This is a genomic window from Phyllobacterium sp. LjRoot231 (assembly GCF_964253365.1).
Lineage (GTDB): Bacteria > Pseudomonadota > Alphaproteobacteria > Rhizobiales > Rhizobiaceae > Phyllobacterium.
The window spans coordinates 490,745-511,920 of the sequence record NZ_CAXUQT020000001.1 but is presented as its reverse complement, the minus strand read 5'-3'; the positions used below and the strand labels follow the sequence as shown (position 1 = coordinate 511,920).

Below are 21,176 nucleotides of genomic sequence, written 5' to 3'. Positions count from 1 at the left end.
CAGACATGATAAATGGCGAACGACTGATAGAACGGCCACTGCGCTGGGGTATGGTTGGCGGCGGACGCACCGGTCAGGTGGGCTACAAGCATCGGACCGGAGCTTTGCGCGACGGGACCTACAAGCTCATCTGCGGGGCCTTCGATCTTGACGCCGCGCGTGGCCGCGACTTCGGCGTCAAACTCGGTGTCGAAGCTGAACGCTGCTATGCCGATTACAAGGAACTGATCGCCAACGAGACAGCACGTGAGGACGGTGTCGAAGTCGTCTCGATTGCCACGCCGAACTTCACGCATTACGAAATCACCAAGGCCTGCCTTGAAGCCGGTCTGCATGTGATTTGCGAAAAGCCTCTGTTCTTTACAGTTGCGGAATGCGACGAAGTGGCGCAACTGGCCGAGGAAAAAGGTCTGATCGTCGGCGTGACGTATGGTTTCACAGGCCATCCGCTGGTTCACCAGATGGCAGCCATGGTGAAAAAAGGCATGCTCGGCGACATCCGCATCGTCGACATGCAGTACACCCACGGCTTTAACGCTGGTGACGACGTTGGCGCGGGCGAAGCCCTGAAATGGCGCACCAATCCGAAGACGGCCGGCCCAACTTTCGTTCTCGGCGACATCGGCACGCATCTCTATTACCTCTCCGAAGTGGTTCTGCCTGATTTGAAGATCGAAAGGCTCCTTTGCGACCGCAAGGCCTTCATTCCGACCCGTGCGCCGCTTGAAGACCACGCAACAGTTCTGATGCATTATGACAATGGAGCTCGTGGTCGCCTGTGGGTTTCGTCTGTCAATGCCGGCAATATGGGTTCGCAGCGCTATCGTTTCGTTGGCTCAAAGGCTTCCATTGAATGGTCCGACGCGCATCCTGACCAGCTGATCTACGAAGTTCAGGGTGAACCGAACCGTATCCTGCATCACGGCATGCCCTATCTTGAAGAGGAAAGCCTTGCCGTTGACCGCATGGGCGCGCTGCATACGGAAGGTCTCGGCGATAGCTGGTCGAATATCTATCTCTGGATCGCGCAGGCGATCGACGCGAAAAATCGCGGCGACGAAGCCTTCCTGAAGACGCACCACTACCCTGGCATCAAGGCGGGCACCGAAGGTGTGCGCTGGTTGGAAAACTGCGTCCATTCGGCCGATGCAGGCTCCGCCTGGGTCGATTTCAAGTGACCAAAAAGAGGCGCGTCGCTGCCCACGTCATCGAGCGCCCCGACAATCTCTACTCCGGAAAGATAGTACAATGAAACTTTCGATTTGCACCGACGTGATGGGCGACCTGTCATTCACCGATATGCTCGACAAATGTGTAAAGCTCGGTGTTGAAGGCATCGAAATGACTGGTGGCGGCTGGTCCCGCGCGCCGCATTTCCGCGCTGACGAGCTTCTGGCTGACAAGGGGCTCTTGAAAACCAAACTCAAGGAAATCGACGCGCGCGGTCTGGAGATCGCGGCACTGAATTGCTCCGCCAATCCCCTCGATCCCGGTGACATGGGCAAGCGCCATCGCAAGGAGATGGAACAAACCATCCGCCTCGCCGGCGAGATTGGGATTAAGACCATCGTGACGATGTCCGGGTTGCCGGAAGCGGCACCTGGCGACAGCGTGCCCAACTGGCTTGTCTACACCAAGAGCTGGCCCGATGAGATGCCGCAGCGTGATCGCTATCAGTGGGAAGACCGTGCCTTTCCGCTTTGGCACGATCTGGTGAAGCTCGCCAAGGAAGTAGGCGTTGAAAAATACGCGCTTGAAAACTTCTCGGCTATGCTCGTGTGGAATCCGGAAACCCTGTTTCGCCTGCGCAACGAGGTTGGCGCATCCGTTGGCATGAATCTCGACCCGTCGCACCTAATGTGGATGGGCGCCGATCCGATCGCCTCGGCGCGTGCGCTCGGTCCGGCCATCCACCATTGCCATGGCAAGGATACCCGTATCGAACGCGGGCTCGCGGATGTAAACGGCCTGCTTGAACTGAAGGACGTAACCGACGTTGCAAACCGCTCCTGGAATTACGTTGCCGTCGGGGCAGGCCACGACCTGCAATGGTGGAAGGAGTTCTTCTCGGTGGTCCGCATGGTCGGCTACAATGGTTGGGTCAGCCTCGAGATGGAAGACTTCACCATGTCGACCAACGCTGGCATCCAGTCCTCCATTGACGCGCTGCAGGCGACGATTAGCCGCTGATTTCGGCGCGGGCCGCCGTCGCGGCCCCGCCAACTCCTTGAGGACGAGATGGCTAACCCAATCACCATTACTACCGCGCCCTGCTGCTGGGGTGTCGATGATGTGAAGAACCCGCATCTGCCCCATTGGGAGAAGGTGCTCGACGAGGCGCAGGCGGCCGGATTTGGCGGACTTGAGCTTGGACCGTATGGTTATCTGCCGCTCGACCTTGGCCTGGTGTCTGAGGCGCTCAACCAACGCGGCCTGAAGGTTGTCGCTGGCACGATCTTTGACGATCTCGTTTCGCCGTCGAACCGCGACAATCTGCTGCGCCAGACTGAAGAGATTTGCGCGCTGGTCACCCGATTGCCGAAGCCCGAAACCCATCCGGGCCAGCGCTATGCGGCGCCCTTTCTGACGGTGATGGACTGGGGACATGACGAGCGAGACTATGCTGCCGGTCATTCGGACCGTGCCCCACGACTTGACGATGCCGCGTGGGACGCGATGGTCGAAAACATCGGCGCCGTCGCGAGGCTTGCTCGTGACACATATGGTGTACGCGCCACTATCCATCCGCACGCCGGCGGCTATATCGAATTTGCCGACGAACTGAAGCGTATCGCGGACGACGTTCCCGCCGAGTTGGCAGGCCTCTGCCTTGACACCGGGCACATGGCCTATTCCGCGATGGACCCCGTTGCCACCTTGCGCCGCTATTGGGACCGCGTCGACTATATCCATTTCAAGGACATCGATGCCGGAACCTACCAGGAAGTGATGGGCGAGCGTATCCGCTTCTTCGATGCTTGTGCCAAAGGCGTCATGTGTCCGATCGGGCGTGGCTCGATCGATTATCCAGCCATCCGCACACTTCTCACAGAACTTGATTACAGCGGCTACATCACCATCGAACAGGAGCGCGATCCGCGTAACACCGGTTCAATCCTTGAGGATTTGGCGGCCAGCCGCTCTTTCCTCGCGCGTACCGGTTTCTGAATAGCTCGGAGTCTTGACATGAAATCACTCGACGTCATCACTATCGGCCGGTCCTCGGTCGACCTCTACGGCCTACAGGTTGGCGGACGACTGGAGGATATGGGCTCGTTCAACAAATATATTGGCGGGTCACCGACCAATATCGCCTGCGGCGCGGCCCGCCTTGGACTGAGGTCGGGCTTGATTACGAAAGTTGGCGACGAACATATGGGCCGCTTCATCCGCGAGCAACTTCAACGCGAAGGCGTCGACATAGGCGGTGTGGTGACAGATCCGGAGCGGCTGACGGCGCTGGTTCTCCTCGGAATTCGAGATGAGGACACATTTCCTCTGATTTTCTACCGCGAGAACTGCGCCGATATGGCACTCAATGAAGGCGACATCCACGAAAAATATGTTGCGTCTGCTCGCGCCGTGGTCGTCACCGGCACGCATCTGTCCAATCCCCGGACAGAAGCAGCCGTCCTAAAAGCGCTTGGGTTCGCACGTGCGCACGGTGCCAAAACTGCCCTCGACATTGATTATCGGCCGAACCTTTGGGGTGTCGCCGGTCATGGCGACGGGGAAAGCCGCTATGTGGCGAGCCGGCAAGTGACCGATAAACTCCAGTCGACACTCCATTTCTTCGATCTGATCGTGGGTACGGAGGAAGAATTCCACATTGCCGGCGGCACGTCGGACACCGTGGCAGCGCTGAAGGCCGTCCGTGCGGTTTCCGCGGCGACGCTTGTCTGCAAGCGCGGCGCGAAAGGTGCGGTCGCTTTCGAGGGCGTAATCCCGGACAATCTTGATGAGGGCGTATCGGGCGAAGGTTTTCCCATCGAAGTCTTTAATGTCCTTGGGGCAGGGGATGGTTTCTTCTCTGGACTGCTGAAAGGCTGGCTCGATGGCAAGGATTGGGCGTTAGCCCTCAAACACGCCAATGCTTGCGGTGCTTTCGCCGTTTCCCGCCATGGCTGTACGCCGGCCTATCCCTCTTTGGAGGAATTGGAGTTCTTCCTGAAACGTGGCATCCAGCAGCCGGATCTGCGCAACGATGCGGAGCTCGAGCAGATCCACTGGTCGACAAACCGCCATCGAAATCACGCAGAAGACTGGCCCGAATATCGGGTCTTCGCCTTCGATCACCGCATGCAGCTTGAGCAACTGGCGGGGTACACGCTCGAAAAGGGTGGCGCCTTCAAGGAACTTTGCCTTCAGGCGGCTTTGCAAGTTCAGGCAGGACGGCCTGGTTACGGGATTCTGTGCGACAACCGGATCGGACGAAAGGCGCTGCATGCGGCGTCGGGGTCCGGCCTGTGGATCGGACGGCCCTGCGAGTGGCCGGGGTCGCGCCCGCTGACTTTGGAGCCGGAACTGGGCAGCGACTATGGTGGCCTTGGCGAGTGGGCGCGAGAAAACGTCGTTAAGGTGCTTTGCTTTTGCCATCCGGACGACGATGCTGAAACGCGCGCAGACCAGGAAGCAACGGTAAAGCGGTTGTTCGATGCCTCGCGGCGCAACGGCCTGGAATTCCTCCTGGAGATCATTCCGTCAAAGGTCGGGCCGGTCGACGACCAGACGGCCGCCGTTCTGATCCAGCAATTCTATGACATCGGCATCTTTCCAGACTGGTGGAAGCTTGAGCCGATGAAGACGCAAGCCGCTTGGGCGAACACGATTTCCGCGATTGAAAAAAATGACCGTCACACACGCGGCATCGTGGTGTTGGGGCTGGACGCGCCGGAGGCAGAGCTGGCGGCGAGCTTCGAGGTCGCCGCAGCATTCCCTCTGGTCAAGGGCTTCGCGGTTGGCCGGACAATTTTCGGCGACGTTGCAAGGCTTTGGATGACTGGTGAAATGGAAGACGAGGAAGCCATCACAGAGATGGCGGAGCGGTATCGGCGCCTATGCTCGATTTGGGATCAGGCGAGAACCGTCGCACGGGAGAAGGCAGCATGACAAAGACGATCCGACTGACAGCCGCGCAGGCCATGGTGAAATGGCTGTCGGTACAGATGACCGAAGAGGGCGAACGCTTCATCGAAGGCGTATGGGCAATCTTCGGGCATGGCAACGTGGCGGGACTAGGTGAGGCGTTGTATGGGATCGGCGATGCGCTGCAGACATGGCGCGGGCAGAACGAGCAGACGATGGCTCATGCGGCGATCGCTTATGCAAAAACGTTAAAGCGCACCCGGGCACAGGCTGTAACCTCCTCGATCGGGCCTGGGGCTTTGAACATGGTGACGGCATGCGCGCTTGCCCATGTCAATCGCCTGCCCGCGCTGTTCATTCCGGGTGACGTTTTCGCCAATCGCCGTCCGAACCCGGTCTTGCAACAAATCGAGGATATGAACGACGGAACCGTCAGCGCCAACGACTGCTTCCGGCCGATTTCTGCCTACTTTGATCGCATTACCCGGCCAGAGCATCTTCTCACCTGCCTGCCGCGAGCGCTTGCCGTCATGACCGATCCAGCCAATTGCGGTCCAGCAACGCTTGCCTTCAGCCAGGATGTCCAAGCCGAGCTTTATGACTATCCGGAAGCCTTCTTTGAACAGAAGACCTGGCGCATCCGTCGCCCGGAGCCGGACCCGCGAGACGTTGCGGACTTGGCCGCTGCGATCCGCGGCGCGCTGAAGCCGGTAATCATTTCCGGGGGCGGTGTCATTTATTCGCGGGCCGAAGCCGAGCTTGCCGCGTTTGCCGAGGTTCATAATATTCCGTTCGTCGAAACCCAGGCAGGCAAGGGCGCGAATGGGTGGGATCATCCGTTGAATTTCGGGTCTCCGGGTGTCACCGGCTCGGAATGCGCCAATGCCCTTTGTGCGGACGCTGACCTCATCATTGGCGTCGGGACGCGCTTTCAGGATTTCACCACCGGAAGCTGGGCACTCTTCCGCAATCCGGCGCGCCGGCTGGGCTCGATCAATCTTGCCGGGTACGACGCAATGAAGCATGGCGCGTTGCCTTGCGTGGGAGATGCCAAAGTCACGCTCGAGCGTTTGACAGCGGCACTTTGTCCGTTTCGTGTCCCCGACGTCAACGGTCAGAGCCGTCTTGACTGGCATGCTGCCGTTGGTCGGGTGACGGCCGCTCCCGCTTCGGATGGGCCGGACAACCTGCCCACCGACGCGCAGGTGATAGGTGCTGTGCAACGCGTGGCGACCGACAACACAGTCGTCATGTGTGCTGCAGGCACGATGCCCGGCGCGTTGCAGGTGCTGTGGCAATCGGTGCCAGGCGGGTATCACATGGAGTACGGCTTTTCCTGCATGGGATACGAGGTCGCCGGCGCCATGGGCATCAAGCTTGCCCGGCCCGACAAGGAAGTCATCTGCTTCGTCGGAGACGGTTCTTATATGATGGCAAATTCGGAACTCGCGACCGCTGTCACGCGCCGCATCCCGTTCACCGTCGTGCTGACTGACAATCGCGGCTACGGATGCATCAATCGGCTCCAGATCGAGTGCGGTGGCGCCGAATTCAACAACATGTACAAGGACTGCAATGTCGAGACGCAGCCAGAGATCGACTTTGTTGCGCATGCTGCGTCTATGGGAGCGCATGCGGAGAAGGTTGCCTCGATAGCGGAACTGCAAGTCCGGATCGTTGAAGCCCGGAACCGGGATATTCCCAGCGTGATTGTTATCGACACGGACGCTGTTCCCGGCACAGGTATTGGCGGTCACTGGTGGGATGTCGCAGTGCCCCAGGTTGGAGGACCGGGCCGTCTCGAGCACGCGCGCGCGCGCTACAACCAAAACGCTGCCCATCAACGAACGTTTGATTGACGGAGAGAGATAATGACCGGATTGCTGCGCAGGCCATTTGGCTCTCATGGGAAAGTTCATGAGATCACCCCTCAATCCGCCGGCTGGCGCTATGTCGGCTTTTCGGTCTACCGTTTGAGGCCGGGTGAAGTCGTCGAGGAAGCAACTGGCGACCGCGAGGTGATCCTCGTCATGGTCGAGGGGAAGGCGGCTTTCCATGCGGCCGGCCAGGACTGGGGTCTGCTGGGCAACCGTATGGACGTGTTCGAAAAAACGGCGCCCCATTGCCTCTATGTGCCAAATGCGAGTGATTGGCGGGCGGACGCCGAAACCGAATGCACAATCGCGGTGTGCTCGGCGCCCGGCAAGAGCGGCCATCGTGCACGGCGCATCGGTCCCGACGGAATGTCGCTGACGGCGCGCGGCAAGGGAGCTAACACGCGGCATATCAACAATATCGCCATGGAGGCTGAAGACTATTGCGACAGTCTGCTGGTGACGGAGGTATTCACGCCAGCTGGGCATTGGTCGTCCTATCCGAGCCACAGGCATGATGAAGACGATTTTCCCCGGGTTACCTATCTCGAGGAGACCTATTATCATCGATTGAATCCTGCTTCTGGCTTTGGAATTCAGCGCGTCTACACCGATGACGGACTCCTCGATGAAACCATGGCGGTCAAGGATCACGACGTTGTCCTGGTTCCCCGCGGACACCATCCCTGCGGCGCACCTTATGGTTTTGAGATGTACTATCTCAATGTCATGGCCGGTCCGCTGCGCAAGTGGCGGTTCATTCCCGCGCCTGAGGTCGAGTGGATCGTGGAGCGGGATGCAAAATGATCAACCGTGCACTCAATCAGAAGACGGGTCGCCACCTCGGCTATGAAGCAGTTTTGGATCTGGCAAGGGATATTGGCTGTGTCGGCGTCGATCACAAAGAGCCCGACATTCGCGCAAGACGTTGCGAAATCTTTTGAGTCTATCGATGCGTCACGGCAGTTGAGACGAACCTGACCAAACTGATCGCTTTAATCTGTGCCTTTATTGAGGGCCTCACCCTGACTGGAGAAGGTATCCCATGCCGCTTTTGAAGTTCCATCTTTACAAGGGCCGCTCAACGGATGAGCTTGATGGTCTGCTGGATGTCGCCCACGACGTGATGGTCCAGACATTCGGCGTGTCGGCTGAGGATCGCTACCAAATCGTCAACGAGCATGCCCCTTCCCATATGCGAGCACTTGACACAGGTCTTGACATCCCCCGGACGGAAAAGTTCGTTCTGCTGGAGGTGGTCTCGCGTCCAAGGGGAACGCCGGCCAAAGTCGCCTTCTATGAAAATCTCTGCTCCGCCCTCCAAGAGAAATGCGGCGTACCGGCATCCGACGTGATGATCTCATTCACCGAAAACTCCGATGATGATTGGTCTTTCGGGCTCGGTCGCGCTCAATTTCTGACGGGCGAACTGTAACTTTGTATCTTGCAATAGGTGACGAAGACAATATTTGATCACGTTGCGGCAGGCTCTCGACCACGCCTCGGAGAACAACTACGCGCTACTTCAACGAAGACGTTCCGTTGGGGTGTTGACTTTATATTCTTGACAGATCGTTCCAGAATTCCTATTTGGCTTTGCATGGCAAGGATCAAAGAGTTCGACAGAGACAAGGCACTGGATGCCGCAGTGGGCGTATTTCGGGAGCACGGCTTCGAGGGCACGTCGACGGAGATGCTGGTGCGGGCCATGAAGATCGGCAGACAGAGCCTCTATGACACCTTCGGGGACAAGTGGGCGCTCTACCGCCTCGCGGTGGAACGTTATGCATCCGAGGAAACCGATGCGCACATTGCGATGTTGCGCGGCAAACCGCGAGCCCTTGAAGGTATCGCGGCGATGATCGAGCGGGTGGTGGCAACCGCGAACCAGGCTTGCCTCGGCGTCAATTCAATCTGCGAATTCGGCCAGAGTCGGCCGGACCTTGCAGAGGTCCATCAGGCCGCCGACCGTAGGTTGAGAAGTGCCGCAAGCGCGCGGATCAGGCAAGCGCAGGACGCAGGCGACGTGGACAAATCGTTATCGGCAGATGCCGTGATTGATTTCCTCTTCGCCAGCATAGCCGGAATTCGGGTTGCCGCGCGCGGGGGAGCCGATAGCGACAAACTCGCGTCCCTTGGACGGCTGGCACTTCGCGCGATCATATAGCGGCAAAAATTTTACACAATTTTGGAACGATCAGTCAAGAAAGGAATGCAGATGAAAGCTGTTGTCATGAACGGCATCGGTGACACCGATGTCATGGAAGTCGTGGATCGTCCGGAGCCGGCCGCGACGCCGGGACATGTTCTCGTCGAAATCGCCATGGCGGGCGTGAACTTTATGGACATCGGTGTTCGCCAGGGTATGGCCTGGACGGAAACGCCAAATCCGAAAGTACTTGGTGTCGAAGGGGCTGGCCGCGTGCTAGCGATCGGCGAAGGCGTGTCGGAGTTTGCTATCGGTGATCGCGTCGCCTGGGTTTACGCCCCGGGAAGCTATGCGGAACGCATTTCGATTCCTGCGACGTCGCTCGTGAAAGTCCCTGAATTTATTGATGATCGAACGGCGGCTTCGCTCATGATGCAGGGATTGACCGCCAGCCACTTCGCCACCGATTTCCATCCAATTCAGCCCGGGGATACTGCTCTCGTACATGCAGCGGCAGGCGGCGTCGGCCTGTTGCTGACACAGATAATCAGGTTGAGAGGAGGCCGCGTTATCGGTCGCGTATCGTCCGACGACAAGGTCGCAATCGCCAAGCAGGCAGGTGCCGAGGCCGTCATCGTGGATACGGAGGGAGAATTCGCTGACGAAGTCCTGCGCCTGACCGACGGCAGGGGCGTGGAAGTGGTCTATGACGGTTCCGGACCCAAGACCTTTAAGGGTTCGCTCGACGCACTTCGCCGGTCAGGTACGTTGTGCTGGTATGGCCCGGTGCTCGGAGGGCCTGGACCCCTGGATATTATAAGCCTGCCGAAAAGCATCAGGATCGGTTACGCCGTCTTTTCCGACCACATCCATACGCCCGAGCTCCTTCGCGCCCGCACCAGGCAGCTTTTTGATTGGATTGAGAATGGGTCGCTCAAGGTCAGCATCGGTGGAATCTATCCCCTCGCGCAAGCCGCCCAGGCGCACGCGGACATAGCTAGCCGCGCGACCACGGGTAAGCTGCTTTTGATCCCATAAAGGAGCAAGTGATCAGCGATACAGTGAATTGACCGGCCCTGTTGGCAGGGCGCTTGTCGCTTGGCACTTAATTGTAAGAATGCGGCCATTGCGAGCAGAGACCGGTAATTTCTCTGGGGTGACCTCAGCCACGAATTGTTAGCATCATGTGGTTCACCATCGTCGCTTTGTTAACGGAGGCATCGATGGCGTTGGAATGGACGATCACGATCGAGGGCAGGAACGAATTCGGTGAGGTTTGCCGGAAGCAGATCCAGATCGACAAAAGTTGGGAGCGCCTGCGCGACGGTGAGATCGGGCTGTCGATCGAAATGTTCACAGCCGATGTCCGTAACTAAGATAGAAAGGCATCCAAGGCGGAGTGAGGCGCGAGCCGACGCAGTCCTTGAGCGGAGCGTGATGTTTGCGCAGGGCATCGTAATATAGTTATTCGGCTCAATATCTACTAATTCACGATCTCACTCTCCCGGAATACAACATTGGCAACGAGTTCTTGAACATAGCCGCTCCATTTGTTCATCGCCTCGCGCTTCTCGTCGAGGTAATCATAACGGTCATAGACAATGGCCATGCGCATTTTGTTTTTGGGGCGGTGGTTTACCAATAGCTCTGCAATGTGTCTCGGGACCTTCAATCGGGAAAGACCCGAATACATCGTTGCCCTTAGATCATGAATTGTCCATGGCTCAACGTATGGATCACGCTCCTGTTGCAGCAGCAGCCGCCTCGTCGTTGCATCCAGCCGCCGCTTCGAGCCGGGAAAACCTGCCACTATCCCTTTGCCCCTCTCACTCTTGAAGTACAGCCCATTGCGTACGTGTTGTTCAAGTCCCTCGAGAATTTCGACAATTGCCGGAGTCAGAGGAATGAGATTCTCCAAGCCATTTTTTGTGCGCCACCTTGGTATCAGCCACTGCGGATTGTCACCAAAGGTGATTTCACTGCGTCTCATGCCCGCGACTTCACCCCGCCTTTAGCCAGTCAGAAGTGCCAATTGATCAATTTTGCCGAAAGGATAGCCAATCAGGCTACTAGCAAGCCAAAACAGCCGTATCTCATCATCGCTCAGCAGCCGATCTCGGGACTCTTCCACAACTCCTGTGTCGACTCCCGCGCACGGTTTATCTTGTGGTTGTATCCGCTTCTTGCCGGCGGGGCTTGCCAGCCAGTTGAAGAAACAGCTTAATGTGCCCTTGACCCGATTGGCCGTAACGCCTTTGCCACCCTTCTCCTGTATCCGATTCCGAATCGAGCGCAACAATAAGGTAACATCATCAAAGGTGATGTCCGTCGCAAGGCGGTGTTCCCAGTCGGGGTAGATCTCGACTCTGAACTGCCGATCCACTTCCTGCCATCTCTTCCGGTAGACCTTGGCATAATCTTCAATGAAGGCGTCTCCGAGAGCTTTGACTGTATCGTTAGACGCAATAACGGGGGCGGGGCCTATTGTCAGGGATGGTCGCGCGGCTGCCTTTGCCATCGCAGGATCCCTGCCGCTATCCACGTCAACATAGGCCGCTTTTGCCTTCTTGACAGCCTCGCTCAGTGTGAACCCGTTATCATTCGGCGTCTTGCGTTCCTTGAGCACCTCACCAATCGTAAGCTTCCGGACTTTCCCGTCCACTCTGCTACGATAGCGATATGCCCATGAGGCTCGGCCGGTAGGCTTCTTGCCGCCGCAACAAAGTACTTTGCATGGCATGCAAGAGGTCAGCGGTTCGATCCCGCTTGGCTCCACCACTACCTTCAAGTCCTAGCTTGGTTCGGCAGGAGCATCTTGCAGCCTGTATTGCCGGTCGTCTCCCTACTCCGCCTGCGCGAACCGTGCCCTCGAGCGCTCGCGTGCCTTCTCAGCTTCGATGACACGGTCGCGCGCTGGTGCATGAGTATGCAGGGCAGACAGCAGCCGCCGCGCAGCGTCGGAGACTTCGGTGACCGCACGCTCGAAGATTTCAGCGTTCGCCTGCGACGGTTTGTTGAAACCGGATAGCTTGCGCACGAACTGCAGCGCAGAAGCGTCGATTTCATCCTGGGTCGCCGGAGGGTCGAAGTTAAACAGTGTTCTTATATTGCGGCACATAGCGATCTCCTGTTCTCAATCACAAACATAGGAGCGGGGCTCGCCTCGCGAAACACCCACGAATACTTCGGTGGCATCACAAACCTGCCGAGGGGTTCTCGTTGGTGAGAAATGCTCTCACTATCCAACCGCGAAGCAGTGAATTTTGCAAGAACGTGGCCTTGAACGATAACGCAAGCCCAATGGCTTGCCGGGCTTGATCACCGATGGCACCGACAACAAACAAATGGCGCATATAGCGGATACCTGCCTGCGCCAGCGCAAGTGCTAATCACTCTTTGATCTGAATATTGCCCGAAGAGCTAAATCTTTAGATAAGCTACCGCGCGCGATATCTCGGGGCACCATAACTAATTGGTAGTATTTTTTCAGTTTTATCACGACAGGACGAGTAAAGAGATATAATATGTAATGTGGCATTTGCATTCAAACTCTGCAGAGACGGGGAGAATGGGGGAGCAGTGTCCAATAATATTGAAACAAAACGCCGTAGGGCGCGCCATGTGCCGGCCGTCATCGTTATAGATCAACATACCCTTGCACGAACAACTATCGTAAGACTCCTTGCGCATGAACTTGCTGGCTGGGATTTTATCGACATGATGGGCATCGAGAGCCTCGATAGCGCCATTGGAATGGATGTGCGTCTGGTAGCCTTGGATGTGGCAGGCAGGAACGTAGAGAGTTCCAGTTTGCACAACGACCTTGCAGCTATTACAGAGCTGTTTCCGGAGGCTTCGATCGCCCTCCTGTCAAATACGGACGATCCTTTGATGGCATCACATGCGCTTGCGATGGGCATCCGCGGGTACTTCACCACGTCTTTGCCCATTGAAATAGCGCTTGCTGGAATACGGCTGGTCCTTGCAGGCGGCATCTTTTGCCCAAATCCGCTGGGCACGTTTGTCACCGAGTTGCCAAAGAGCGACAAATCTTTCCGGGAACCACGAGGAAACATGAACGGTAACGCACGTTATATGAGCGTCGCCGACTTTACGCCGAGAGAGGCGGATGTCTTGGCGGAGTTGCAGCGCGGTCATCCAAACAAGGTCATTGCGGGAAAACTCAATCTATCAGGCAACACCGTGAAAATGCATTTGCAACATATCATGCGCAAACTGAACGTTCAGAACAGGACCGAGGTCGTCGCGCGGTTGGGTCAAACCACCTCCTCAGGACAAGAATTTACAGCAACATAGTTCATGCATTTCCCCTTGATGAGGTATTTGCGAGCATCTCACTAAGAGTGGCCGCAGCCAGCATGGCTTCGGCCAATAGCTTTTTGAGCTTCTGATTCTCTTCCTCCAATGCCTTGAGTTTTTTGACATCAAAACCCGCGTTTTGTGCCTTGAGTTTTTTGACATCAAAACCCGCGTTTCTAAGCTGCAAGGACTGCCATCGGTAGAACGTTGGTTCACTGATCCCATGTTCGCGGCATAGGTCCGCCACCCTGATTCCGCTGCGATGTTCCTTCAGAATGTCCATAACCTCGTCGTCATTGAATCTTCTTTTGCTCATCGCAATGTCCCTCCGGCGGGTGTGAATTCGAAGTTTGAGGGCATCAGGAAGAGTAGGATGCCGGCCCAGGCTTCGTTGCCTATTAGGCGATCAAGTTTTTGTCAGTCCTCGCGGAATGCCCTGTTGAAACTGTCTAGAAGTGGTCTGACGGCGTAAAACGCCACAGTGCTCTCGCCGGTTTCGATCAATGTTTGGGCTGGCATGCCGGGAACCAGTTCAACATTGCGCATTTTCGCCAGCCGTTCATCCGTCACTCGGATCGTCGCCGCGTAATAGGGTTGACCGGTCGGTTTGTCGACGAGACGATCGGCTGACACGTATTCGACGATACCTTTGAGAAGCGGGACCCGACGTTGATTATATGGGAGAAGATGAACTTGTGCCGACAATCCCGAGTGCACGAGGTTGATGTCTTCCGGCCGAACGTGTGCGGTGATGATGAGCCGACCTTCGCGCGGCACAAGATCAACAAGCGGTTCGCCCGCGCCTATGACTCCGCCCGCCGTATGGATGCGCAAATCCATGATCACACCGTCTTCGGGTGCCTTGATCTGGGTCCTGGAGAGTTGGTCATCGATTGCCCGAAGTCTCTCGCTCAGTTGCAGTACCTGGCTTTCGGTTTCGCGCAGACCCTGTGCGACCTCGTTCAATCGATCATTTTCGAGCTTCACAAGGTAAGCCTGGCTTTCGCCTATCATCTGATAGGCCCGCGAAATTTGTGCCGTTACTTCGCCAAGCTGACCTTCGAGATCCGCTTTTTCTCGTCCCAGATTAAGGAGTCTGCTCTTTTTTTCGATCCCCTTCGTCACGAGCGGCGTAACAGCGGCAAGTTCCTGCCGGGCGATTTCCGCCCTTTGCGTCAACCCCGCCTTTTGTGCGGCGAGCCCTGCAATCTCCTGTTGCACCTGTTCCATCTTGCTCTGTGTGATCGCGATTTCGGATCGCATTACAAGCCTGCGTGTCGCGAAGATGCGCTGCTGGCCCGTCAGAATGCCGTCGACCGCCGGATTCGTGCTTCTGATTGCCTCAAGATCCGCGGTATAGGTGACCCGGTCGCTGCCTTTTTGTTCTGCGCTCAAGCGCGCATGGCTTGCCTCGGCGTCCCAAAGCTGTCCCTGCAGCGCATCACGTTCCGAGCGCGATTTTGTGTCTTCAAGCTGGATCAATACCTGTCCAGATTTGACCGAATCTCCATTCTTGACGAGAATTTGCCGTACGATGCCGCCTTCCAGGTGCTGAATTGTCTTGCGACTCGACTCGGGTTCTACGACACCCGAAGCAATTGCAGCGCTTTTGAGCGGGGCAAAGACAGACCAGATGCCGAAGCCAATAATGAAGATGCAGATCAGCAGGTTGCCGACATAGACGACGGTACGAAGCCTCGGCATTGGAGAGGCCGGCGCCAAGGCCGTAGGACTGTCCGTCGGCGCATAAATCAAAAGTCGTTTCCTGCTTCCTGACCTTCCGATAGACTGTCGGAGTGTGGTCAACGCACCCGCAACTTTCACTGGAATGTCGAACCGAGCGAGGGTCATGATAAGAGCGTTTCCTTATGTCCCTGTCCGAGATGAAGGTTGAAGATAGGTGTCGTAGATTTCGTCACTATCCCCAAAGGCATCGACAGTGCCGTTGCGCATGATTGCGATCTTGTTGGTAACGGGAAGAACTCCCATCCGATGGGTAATAACCACCACGGTCATTCCTCTTGCTTTCATACGTTCGATCGCATTGAACAATATGCGCTCGCCGTCATAATCCAGGCTCGAATTCGGATCGTCGAGCACGACCAGAGATGGGTTGCCGTAAGCCGCCCTAGCGAGTCCGAGTTGCTGGCGCTGGGCGCGCAGTAGCAAGGTTCCGCCTTCGCCGACATCGGTCTCATAACCTTGAGGCAGACGCATGATCGCCTCGTGCAAACCGACAAGTTTCGCCGCTTCGATTGCTTTGCCCGGACCTGCACCGTCAAGCCGTCCGATCACGTCCTTGATGGCACCACCAAAAAGCTCGATGTCCTGCGGCAAATATCCGATGTGGCGCGCTCCTCCACAAAGACGTAAGGCAGATATATCGACGCCGCCAAGGAGGGCGCATCCGCTGGTCGGCTGCAAGACCCCCGCGATAATCCGGCCAAGTGTCGACTTACCCGATCCGGAAGCGCCGATGAGCGCCATGCAATCTCCTGGCGCCAGACGGAGCGTGACGCCGTTTAGTATGGGCCGACCAGCGAACGGAAACGCATAACCGACATTGTCCAGAATAAGACCACTAGGCTCCGGGACCGGTACCATGCGAGCGTCGGCGTCAGACGCAACGGCGATCAGCATCCTATTGAGACGGTTGAAGGCGTTGCGCGCATATGCAAAGGAACGCCAGGCACCGATTGCGCCCTCGACCGGAGCAAGCCCGCGGCCGAGCAAAAGGCTGGCGACAAAAATTATCCCGGGACTGCTATTTTCTGCCAGCACCAGCCATGTGGCAGCTCCCATCACGAGAATTTGGGTCAACGTGCGAATGGACTTCGAGAATCCCAGGATGATCTCGGTCCGATGCATGGCACTGTCTTGCGCTTTCCTTGCAACCTCGGCGTCGCGATAGACGATCTGCGCTGCGCCATCCTGCATACCCATTGCACGGATTACCTGGATATATTTGAGCGCCGTTCCAAACCGCGCGTAGCTCCTTGCCAGCGCAACGTTCGCATATGTGAGTGGTTCACGTGTCGCGAGTTCGGTAAGCAGTGCAAGCAGCAACAGTGCGAGTGCGCTCAAGACACCGATTGCTCCGAGCAAAGGGTGGACGAGGAAAAGCAGAAGCAGGAAAACTGGCGCCCAGGGCACGTCGAAAAGAAGAGCGCTTGCGGGCGAATCGAGAAACTGTCGCAACGAGGCAAGGTCACGGTAGCAATCGGTGGCCACGCCCGTATCGGCTCTTGCCGCGTATTCGAATGATGCGGTGAGGACGCAAGGCCGCAGGCGATGATCCAACCAGCTGCCAATACGAGAAAGAGCTGCGCGCCTTACAATATCGAGCACAGATCCGACTATCACAGCGACCGCGATGATGAGCGTCAGCATCAGTAGCGTATCGGTGCTGCGGCTGGACAAGACGCGATCATATATCTGCAGGAGATAGATGGACGGTGCGAGAAGAAAGAGGTTGTAACCGCAGCTATAGACGAAAACCAAACCGAAGGCCCCGGCACAGGCGCGAAGGGCTACGACCAGATGCGTTGGTGGACGCTGCGATTGTACGACACTTGTTGTCATTTATCAGGTGCTCTCGGTACTGAAAGGGCAGCCGATTGGTCACCCCGTCCGGATATAAGGATCGCCGGTCGCAACCGGCGATCCTGGCGACTTGATCTTATGAACCCAGATCGTGCAGATCGATCGACCCGAAGGCATTGATGAAATGGTCAAGAGCTGTGTTGACCGTCGTGGTTTCGGGATCCGAGTGAACCACTGCCGCCGTGATATCGCCGCCCTGGGCCAGATTGCCGTTACCGCCATTGCCGCCAACACCGGCGAGAATAGTGGCATGCTGATCTGCGAAGAATTGAGTATTCTGCTGCGCAGTCGTAGCTGCAGAAACCGCTGCTATATCGCCACCGCTTGTGTTTCCCTGACTGCCATTGGAATTGGCGTCTCCACCTGCTCCACCAGAGCCATTGTTGGTGATGTTGGACAGGAAACCATTCTCTGCCTCGGCTTCTCCACCGTGCCCGGCAATGCCGGCACCCCAATCGGCTGTTTGCCAAACATGATCGCCATTGTGCAAATCAGTATCTGCTCCATACACTTCTTGTGTGTTGGAGACATATGCAGTGGGGTCGTAGTGGATATTTCCGTAGTTGTATCCGTCACCGCCATTGCCGGCATTTGCATCGCCTGCATCGGAATGGTTGAGCTGGATCGTGTCAGATAATTGTGGAATAGGCATAACTTTACTCCTCTACTAAGTTTTTCCGTGTTTCTCCCACGGCCAGGTACCCGCGACGTCATCGTCAGGCAGAATAACCGCCGTGGAACAGTGCTCGCGATTTGGCTTGCGAACTAGCTGGATATTCGGGGACGTTCTTTTGGGTGGGGTGTGTACCTGATGGGAGCATGTACTGGACGAACAGCAAAATGGTTACATCCGGTCGCGGGGAGGCATATCGGTGACGAGCGGGAAAACCGCTTCCGACGAAAGATCTATTTCGGGAACCTGGAGAAGCTAGGTGTGCAGGAACGAAAGAATATCGTCCACAAGTGCGGAGTGGTTGTCGGCAAGGTTACCCTCTCCGCCATGGCCGCCAATGCCTGCCATTTGCAGCGCGTGCTGATCGTAAAGCACATGATCGATCTGCTGGGCGTCGGCTGTGCCGCCAGCAGGTACGGCGATGTTGATCGGATGGAAGTATCCGATGTTGACGTCGACAAAGCTGCCGTTCGAGTAGCCTGAGCCACCACCGCCGCCGTCATGGCTGCCGGTAAAAATCGTATCCGAACTCAAATTGAAGCCGCCGCCATCGCCGCCTATACCTGCGATCTGGACGCCGCCCTGGTCGAAAATTGCGTTATTGGTCTGATGCGCCTGAGCGGAACCACCTGCCGCGCCGATGGCAATGTTGATAGGTGAAAAGATCGCAACGTTTACGTCGATCATACTTCCCATGAAATATCCGTTGCCGCCATGGCCCGCGAACATGTCACCGGTATAGGTATGGGTTCCGACACCTCCGGAAGGACCATCGATTGCCGCGTTGTGGTCTCCACCGGAACCACCGACACCGCCAATTTGTGTGCCACCTTGCAGCATGACGGCGTTATTTGTCTGATCTGCAATCGCGGAGGAACCACTGCCGCCCGCCACTGCGGTGTTGACAGGGGCGAATACTCCGACATCGGAACTTACAATGCCACCAAAGAAGAGCCCATTGCCGCCGCTTCCCGCATTGTGTATGGCGTTGTCGCCTCCGCCTCCGAGAGCGAGATTGCCGTTGCCACCGTCTCCGCCCATACCAGCTATTTCGGTAGAATGTTGATTGATCAGCGCGTCATTTCCCTGATGCGCTTCGACTGCTGAATTGGGGCCAGCGATTGCGGCATTGGACGGCGTGAAGACGGCGAGGGGCGTGCTGCTGATGACACCCATGGCTATTCCATCGCCGCCGCTGCCGGCCGAATAGGACGGGCCTGCGACATCGAATGGCAGCCATGTTGGTACCAATGCGAGGTGCCCGGCCGCGGAACCAGCGATGGCGGTTTGGCTCACGTTCGTATTAGGCGCTTCTTCCGTCACGGGACGAGTTTCCGGCATTGGGTCTCTCCATTCGCTTCCGAAGTACCACAAAATTTGCGGTCCATTTCCTCGACGTATTGTGAAGTCAGATGAAGAAAAAGAAGAGCCTGCAATTCGGCTACACCCGTTTGGGCGTGCATTGGACGGCAATCGACCGCTCCGTCAACGATCTGCACGACACATCAACCACACTTAAACCAACTTGTCTATGACCGATGCAAGGGACACATTCCATTTTGGTGCGCGCCAATTAAATACGCCAAAGAACCTGTCCGTCGACAATCTGGAGTTCAGCGGGCGCGCTGCCTTTGTCGGATATTCCGCGGTAAGAATATCCCTGACCTCGGCATTGGGGCCACCTTTCTGGCGGCTCGCCGCAAAAATCTCCCTGGCAAACGAACTCCAGTTCGTGTTGCCGGTTCCTGCGAGATGATAAATGCCGAAAGCATCGAATGCCGGGTCCGTCCGAAGCCGATCCGCGACATGTAAAATGCCATCTGCAATATCGAGTGCCGATGTCGGATTACCCCATTGATCCGAAACCACGGAGACAGTATCGCGATTTTCTGCCAGCGTGAGCATGGTCTTGACGAAATTCTTGCCAAATGGACTGTAGACCCATGCCGTTCGCAAGATCAGATGGCGGGAGTTTGCGGCTCCAACAGTCAGTTCACCATCAAGCTTGGACCGGCCGTAGACGCTGCGCGGTCCGGTAGGATCGGTTTCCACATAGGGCTTTTCACCTTCCCCTGAAAACACATAGTCGGTGGAGAGATGAATTATAGGGGCGCCCATCTCTGCGGCGGCCTGCGCCACGGTTCCTGCACCAATCGCGTTTATAGCCTGCGCGAGCTCAGGCTCGTCCTCGGCCTGATCCACGGCTGTGTAGGCGGCCGCGGAGACAACGAGATCGGGCCTGGCGGCGTGAATGGCATCGCCTATCGTTTCAGGTCGCGCCAGGTCAAGTTCCGGACGCCCGAGAGCAATGAGTTCCATAGAGGGATGGTGTGCTGCCCGTTCGATAAGGCTGCGTACGACCTGTCCTTCCCGTCCTGTGACGACAATCCTCATACTTCGCCTTTGGTCGCTGCGCCAAGCCGCTCGCCCGCGTAAGTTTCGCCGCGAATCGGCCGCCACCACCAATCATTGTCGAGATACCACTGCACAGTCCGCTCCAGGCCAGTTTCGAACGTCTCCGTCGGCTTCCAGCCGAGCTCCCGCTCGATCTTGGAAGCATCTATGGCGTAACGGCGATCATGGCCCGGCCGGTCGGTGACAAACGTGATCAGTTCGCGGTAGCGCCGGCCACCGCTCCGTGGACGTTTCTGGTCGAGAATATCGCAGATCGTCTCGACAACGCTGAGATTGGTGCGTTCTGCCCGCCCGCCGATATTATAGCTCTCGCCGGGTTTGCCCTTGGTGACCACCAGTTCCAGCGCACGGGCGTGGTCTTCGACGAAGAGCCAGTCACGGATGTTTGCACCCGCGCCGTAGACGGGCAACGGTTTGCCATCCAGAGCATTGAGAATGACCAGTGGGATCAGTTTTTCGGGAAAATGGAAGGGGCCGTAATTGTTCGAGCAATTCGACAAAACGACAGGCAGGCCATAGGTCTCATGCCAGGCCCGGACCAAGTGGTCGGAGGACGCCTTTGAAGCAGAATAGGGCGATGACGGCGCATAAGGTGTTTCTTCGGTGAAGATACCGCTGTCGAAGGGCAGATCGCCAAATACTTCGTCCGTGGAAATGTGATGGAAGCGGAACGCCGATTTCGCCGGCTCCGGCAGTTCTCGCCAATATGTCAGCGCCGCATTGAGCATGCGGAATGTACCGACAATGTTGGTTTCAATGAAGGCAGCCGGAGCGTCGATGGAGCGATCGACGTGACTTTCAGCAGCCAGATGCATGACTGCATCGATCTTCTCGTTGCGCAAGATACCGAGGATCGTTGTATGATCGCAGATATCGGCCTTGAAGAAACTGTAATTGGTATGATTTTCCAGCGGGCGCAGCGAGGCGAGATTGCCCGCATAGGTCAGCTTGTCGACATTGACAACATGGTTCTTCGGGTTGGCCGCGAGATGACGGCAGACCGCTGATCCGATAAAGCCGGCACCGCCTGTAACAAGAATCTTCATGAAACTGATTG

General features: G+C 56.9%; 21 protein-coding genes and 1 pseudogene. 12 read left to right on the top strand and 10 right to left on the bottom strand.

The features are described 5' to 3' along the window. Nucleotides 1-5: 5 nt before the first annotated feature. From ACSQ3H_RS02415 to ACSQ3H_RS02365, 11 genes are all read left to right on the top strand, one after another. Nucleotides 6-1,178, top strand: coding sequence for a Gfo/Idh/MocA family protein (locus ACSQ3H_RS02415; protein WP_436115569.1), 1,173 nt, complete (start codon nucleotides 6-8; stop codon nucleotides 1,176-1,178). A 70-nt stretch (nucleotides 1,179-1,248) separates the two neighbouring features. Then, nucleotides 1,249-2,190 carry a sugar phosphate isomerase/epimerase family protein gene (locus ACSQ3H_RS02410; protein WP_436115568.1) on the top strand — a complete coding sequence of 314 codons (942 nt, stop codon included), beginning with the start codon at nucleotides 1,249-1,251 and terminating at the stop codon, nucleotides 2,188-2,190. Nucleotides 2,191-2,238: 48 nt separating this feature from the next. Continuing rightward, a complete protein-coding gene (locus ACSQ3H_RS02405) occupies nucleotides 2,239-3,168 on the top strand; it encodes a TIM barrel protein (protein WP_436115567.1) in 930 nt (309 codons plus the stop codon). Between the two features lie 18 nt (nucleotides 3,169-3,186). Continuing rightward, nucleotides 3,187-5,109 (top strand): bifunctional 5-dehydro-2-deoxygluconokinase/5-dehydro-2-deoxyphosphogluconate aldolase, encoded by a 1,923-nt coding sequence (locus tag ACSQ3H_RS02400; protein WP_436115566.1) that lies wholly within the window; start codon nucleotides 3,187-3,189, stop codon nucleotides 5,107-5,109. Beyond that, nucleotides 5,106-6,944, top strand: a complete 1,839-nt coding sequence (iolD, locus tag ACSQ3H_RS02395) for a 3D-(3,5/4)-trihydroxycyclohexane-1,2-dione acylhydrolase (decyclizing) (RefSeq protein ID WP_436115565.1) — start codon at nucleotides 5,106-5,108, stop codon at nucleotides 6,942-6,944. Before ACSQ3H_RS02400 ends, iolD begins: the two co-directional genes overlap by 4 nt. 12 nt (nucleotides 6,945-6,956) lie before the next feature. Beyond that, nucleotides 6,957-7,766 carry a 5-deoxy-glucuronate isomerase gene (gene iolB / locus ACSQ3H_RS02390; protein WP_436115564.1) on the top strand — a complete coding sequence of 270 codons (810 nt, stop codon included), beginning with the start codon at nucleotides 6,957-6,959 and terminating at the stop codon, nucleotides 7,764-7,766. Next, nucleotides 7,763-7,903, top strand: coding sequence for a hypothetical protein (locus ACSQ3H_RS02385; RefSeq protein WP_436115563.1), 141 nt, complete (start codon nucleotides 7,763-7,765; stop codon nucleotides 7,901-7,903). Before iolB ends, ACSQ3H_RS02385 begins: the two co-directional genes overlap by 4 nt. A gap of 101 nt (nucleotides 7,904-8,004) precedes the next feature. Beyond that, nucleotides 8,005-8,394 (top strand): tautomerase family protein, encoded by a 390-nt coding sequence (locus tag ACSQ3H_RS02380; RefSeq protein ID WP_436115562.1) that lies wholly within the window; start codon nucleotides 8,005-8,007, stop codon nucleotides 8,392-8,394. A gap of 165 nt (nucleotides 8,395-8,559) precedes the next feature. Then, entirely contained in the window at nucleotides 8,560-9,126 is a 567-nt protein-coding gene (locus ACSQ3H_RS02375) for a TetR/AcrR family transcriptional regulator (RefSeq protein ID WP_436115561.1), read from the top strand. A gap of 51 nt (nucleotides 9,127-9,177) precedes the next feature. Next, nucleotides 9,178-10,146 (top strand): quinone oxidoreductase family protein, encoded by a 969-nt coding sequence (locus ACSQ3H_RS02370; RefSeq protein ID WP_436115560.1) that lies wholly within the window; start codon nucleotides 9,178-9,180, stop codon nucleotides 10,144-10,146. 185 nt (nucleotides 10,147-10,331) lie between these two features. Continuing rightward, complete coding sequence (locus ACSQ3H_RS02365; protein WP_436115559.1) at nucleotides 10,332-10,484, top strand: hypothetical protein; 153 nt, start codon at nucleotides 10,332-10,334, stop codon at nucleotides 10,482-10,484. A gap of 107 nt (nucleotides 10,485-10,591) precedes the next feature. On the opposite strand, the pseudogene ACSQ3H_RS02360 reads toward ACSQ3H_RS02365, so the two are convergent. The 3 genes and pseudogenes from ACSQ3H_RS02360 to ACSQ3H_RS02350 all read right to left on the bottom strand — a co-directional run. Continuing rightward, nucleotides 10,592-11,107, bottom strand: a pseudogene (locus ACSQ3H_RS02360) (hypothetical protein); the annotation flags it as partial. A 12-nt stretch (nucleotides 11,108-11,119) separates the two neighbouring features. After that, complete coding sequence (locus tag ACSQ3H_RS02355; protein WP_436119325.1) at nucleotides 11,120-11,848, bottom strand: integrase arm-type DNA-binding domain-containing protein; 729 nt, start codon at nucleotides 11,846-11,848, stop codon at nucleotides 11,120-11,122. Between the two features lie 102 nt (nucleotides 11,849-11,950). After that, nucleotides 11,951-12,226: a DUF2277 domain-containing protein gene (locus ACSQ3H_RS02350; RefSeq protein WP_436115558.1), complete on the bottom strand. Its 276-nt coding sequence runs from the start codon at nucleotides 12,224-12,226 to the stop codon at nucleotides 11,951-11,953. 461 nt (nucleotides 12,227-12,687) lie between these two features. On the opposite strand from ACSQ3H_RS02350, the gene ACSQ3H_RS02345 reads away from it, so the two are divergent. Continuing rightward, complete coding sequence (locus tag ACSQ3H_RS02345; protein WP_436115557.1) at nucleotides 12,688-13,425, top strand: LuxR C-terminal-related transcriptional regulator; 738 nt, start codon at nucleotides 12,688-12,690, stop codon at nucleotides 13,423-13,425. A gap of 1 nt (nucleotide 13,426) precedes the next feature. On the opposite strand, the gene ACSQ3H_RS02340 is transcribed toward ACSQ3H_RS02345, so the two are convergent. The 7 genes from ACSQ3H_RS02340 to rfbB form a co-directional block, all read right to left on the bottom strand. Beyond that, nucleotides 13,427-13,744 carry a transposase gene (locus tag ACSQ3H_RS02340; RefSeq protein WP_436115556.1) on the bottom strand — a complete coding sequence of 106 codons (318 nt, stop codon included), beginning with the start codon at nucleotides 13,742-13,744 and terminating at the stop codon, nucleotides 13,427-13,429. A gap of 101 nt (nucleotides 13,745-13,845) precedes the next feature. Then, a complete protein-coding gene (locus ACSQ3H_RS02335; RefSeq protein WP_436115555.1) occupies nucleotides 13,846-15,279 on the bottom strand; it encodes an HlyD family type I secretion periplasmic adaptor subunit in 1,434 nt (477 codons plus the stop codon). A 15-nt stretch (nucleotides 15,280-15,294) separates the two neighbouring features. Beyond that, on the bottom strand, nucleotides 15,295-17,010 hold the full coding sequence (locus ACSQ3H_RS02330; protein WP_436115554.1) for a type I secretion system permease/ATPase: 1,716 nt from the start codon (nucleotides 17,008-17,010) through the stop codon (nucleotides 15,295-15,297). A 97-nt stretch (nucleotides 17,011-17,107) separates the two neighbouring features. Then, nucleotides 17,108-17,683: a PE-PGRS family protein gene (locus tag ACSQ3H_RS02325; RefSeq protein ID WP_436115553.1), complete on the bottom strand. Its 576-nt coding sequence runs from the start codon at nucleotides 17,681-17,683 to the stop codon at nucleotides 17,108-17,110. Between the two features lie 276 nt (nucleotides 17,684-17,959). Continuing rightward, the gene (locus tag ACSQ3H_RS02320; RefSeq protein WP_436115552.1) at nucleotides 17,960-19,045 is read right to left on the bottom strand and encodes a hypothetical protein; all 1,086 of its coding nucleotides are present in this window, start codon (nucleotides 19,043-19,045) and stop codon (nucleotides 17,960-17,962) included. A gap of 174 nt (nucleotides 19,046-19,219) precedes the next feature. Beyond that, nucleotides 19,220-20,098, bottom strand: a complete 879-nt coding sequence (gene rfbD / locus ACSQ3H_RS02315; protein WP_436115551.1) for a dTDP-4-dehydrorhamnose reductase — start codon at nucleotides 20,096-20,098, stop codon at nucleotides 19,220-19,222. Beyond that, nucleotides 20,095-21,165 carry a dTDP-glucose 4,6-dehydratase gene (rfbB, locus tag ACSQ3H_RS02310; protein ID WP_436115550.1) on the bottom strand — a complete coding sequence of 357 codons (1,071 nt, stop codon included), beginning with the start codon at nucleotides 21,163-21,165 and terminating at the stop codon, nucleotides 20,095-20,097. The genes rfbD and rfbB overlap by 4 nt, the downstream gene beginning before the upstream one ends. Nucleotides 21,166-21,176 lie beyond the last annotated feature (11 nt).

Coding starts and splice junctions, on each gene's coding strand:
- ACSQ3H_RS02335 (WP_436115555.1), bottom strand. CDS start 15,279: ATGACCCTCGCTCGGTTCGACATTCCAGTGAAAGTTGCGGGTGCGTTG.
- ACSQ3H_RS02320 (WP_436115552.1), bottom strand. CDS start 19,045: ATGCCGGAAACTCGTCCCGTGACGGAAGAAGCGCCTAATACGAACGTG.
- iolD (WP_436115565.1), top strand. CDS start 5,106: ATGACAAAGACGATCCGACTGACAGCCGCGCAGGCCATGGTGAAATGG.
- rfbB (WP_436115550.1), bottom strand. CDS start 21,165: ATGAAGATTCTTGTTACAGGCGGTGCCGGCTTTATCGGATCAGCGGTC.
- ACSQ3H_RS02340 (WP_436115556.1), bottom strand. CDS start 13,744: ATGAGCAAAAGAAGATTCAATGACGACGAGGTTATGGACATTCTGAAG.
- ACSQ3H_RS02380 (WP_436115562.1), top strand. CDS start 8,005: ATGCCGCTTTTGAAGTTCCATCTTTACAAGGGCCGCTCAACGGATGAG.
- ACSQ3H_RS02400 (WP_436115566.1), top strand. CDS start 3,187: ATGAAATCACTCGACGTCATCACTATCGGCCGGTCCTCGGTCGACCTC.
- ACSQ3H_RS02405 (WP_436115567.1), top strand. CDS start 2,239: ATGGCTAACCCAATCACCATTACTACCGCGCCCTGCTGCTGGGGTGTC.
- ACSQ3H_RS02330 (WP_436115554.1), bottom strand. CDS start 17,010: ATGACAACAAGTGTCGTACAATCGCAGCGTCCACCAACGCATCTGGTC.
- iolB (WP_436115564.1), top strand. CDS start 6,957: ATGACCGGATTGCTGCGCAGGCCATTTGGCTCTCATGGGAAAGTTCAT.
- ACSQ3H_RS02375 (WP_436115561.1), top strand. CDS start 8,560: ATGGCAAGGATCAAAGAGTTCGACAGAGACAAGGCACTGGATGCCGCA.
- ACSQ3H_RS02365 (WP_436115559.1), top strand. CDS start 10,332: ATGGCGTTGGAATGGACGATCACGATCGAGGGCAGGAACGAATTCGGT.
- rfbD (WP_436115551.1), bottom strand. CDS start 20,098: ATGAGGATTGTCGTCACAGGACGGGAAGGACAGGTCGTACGCAGCCTT.
- ACSQ3H_RS02385 (WP_436115563.1), top strand. CDS start 7,763: ATGATCAACCGTGCACTCAATCAGAAGACGGGTCGCCACCTCGGCTAT.
- ACSQ3H_RS02415 (WP_436115569.1), top strand. CDS start 6: ATGATAAATGGCGAACGACTGATAGAACGGCCACTGCGCTGGGGTATG.
- ACSQ3H_RS02350 (WP_436115558.1), bottom strand. CDS start 12,226: ATGTGCCGCAATATAAGAACACTGTTTAACTTCGACCCTCCGGCGACC.
- ACSQ3H_RS02370 (WP_436115560.1), top strand. CDS start 9,178: ATGAAAGCTGTTGTCATGAACGGCATCGGTGACACCGATGTCATGGAA.
- ACSQ3H_RS02410 (WP_436115568.1), top strand. CDS start 1,249: ATGAAACTTTCGATTTGCACCGACGTGATGGGCGACCTGTCATTCACC.
- ACSQ3H_RS02355 (WP_436119325.1), bottom strand. CDS start 11,848: ATGCCATGCAAAGTACTTTGTTGCGGCGGCAAGAAGCCTACCGGCCGA.
- ACSQ3H_RS02325 (WP_436115553.1), bottom strand. CDS start 17,683: ATGCCTATTCCACAATTATCTGACACGATCCAGCTCAACCATTCCGAT.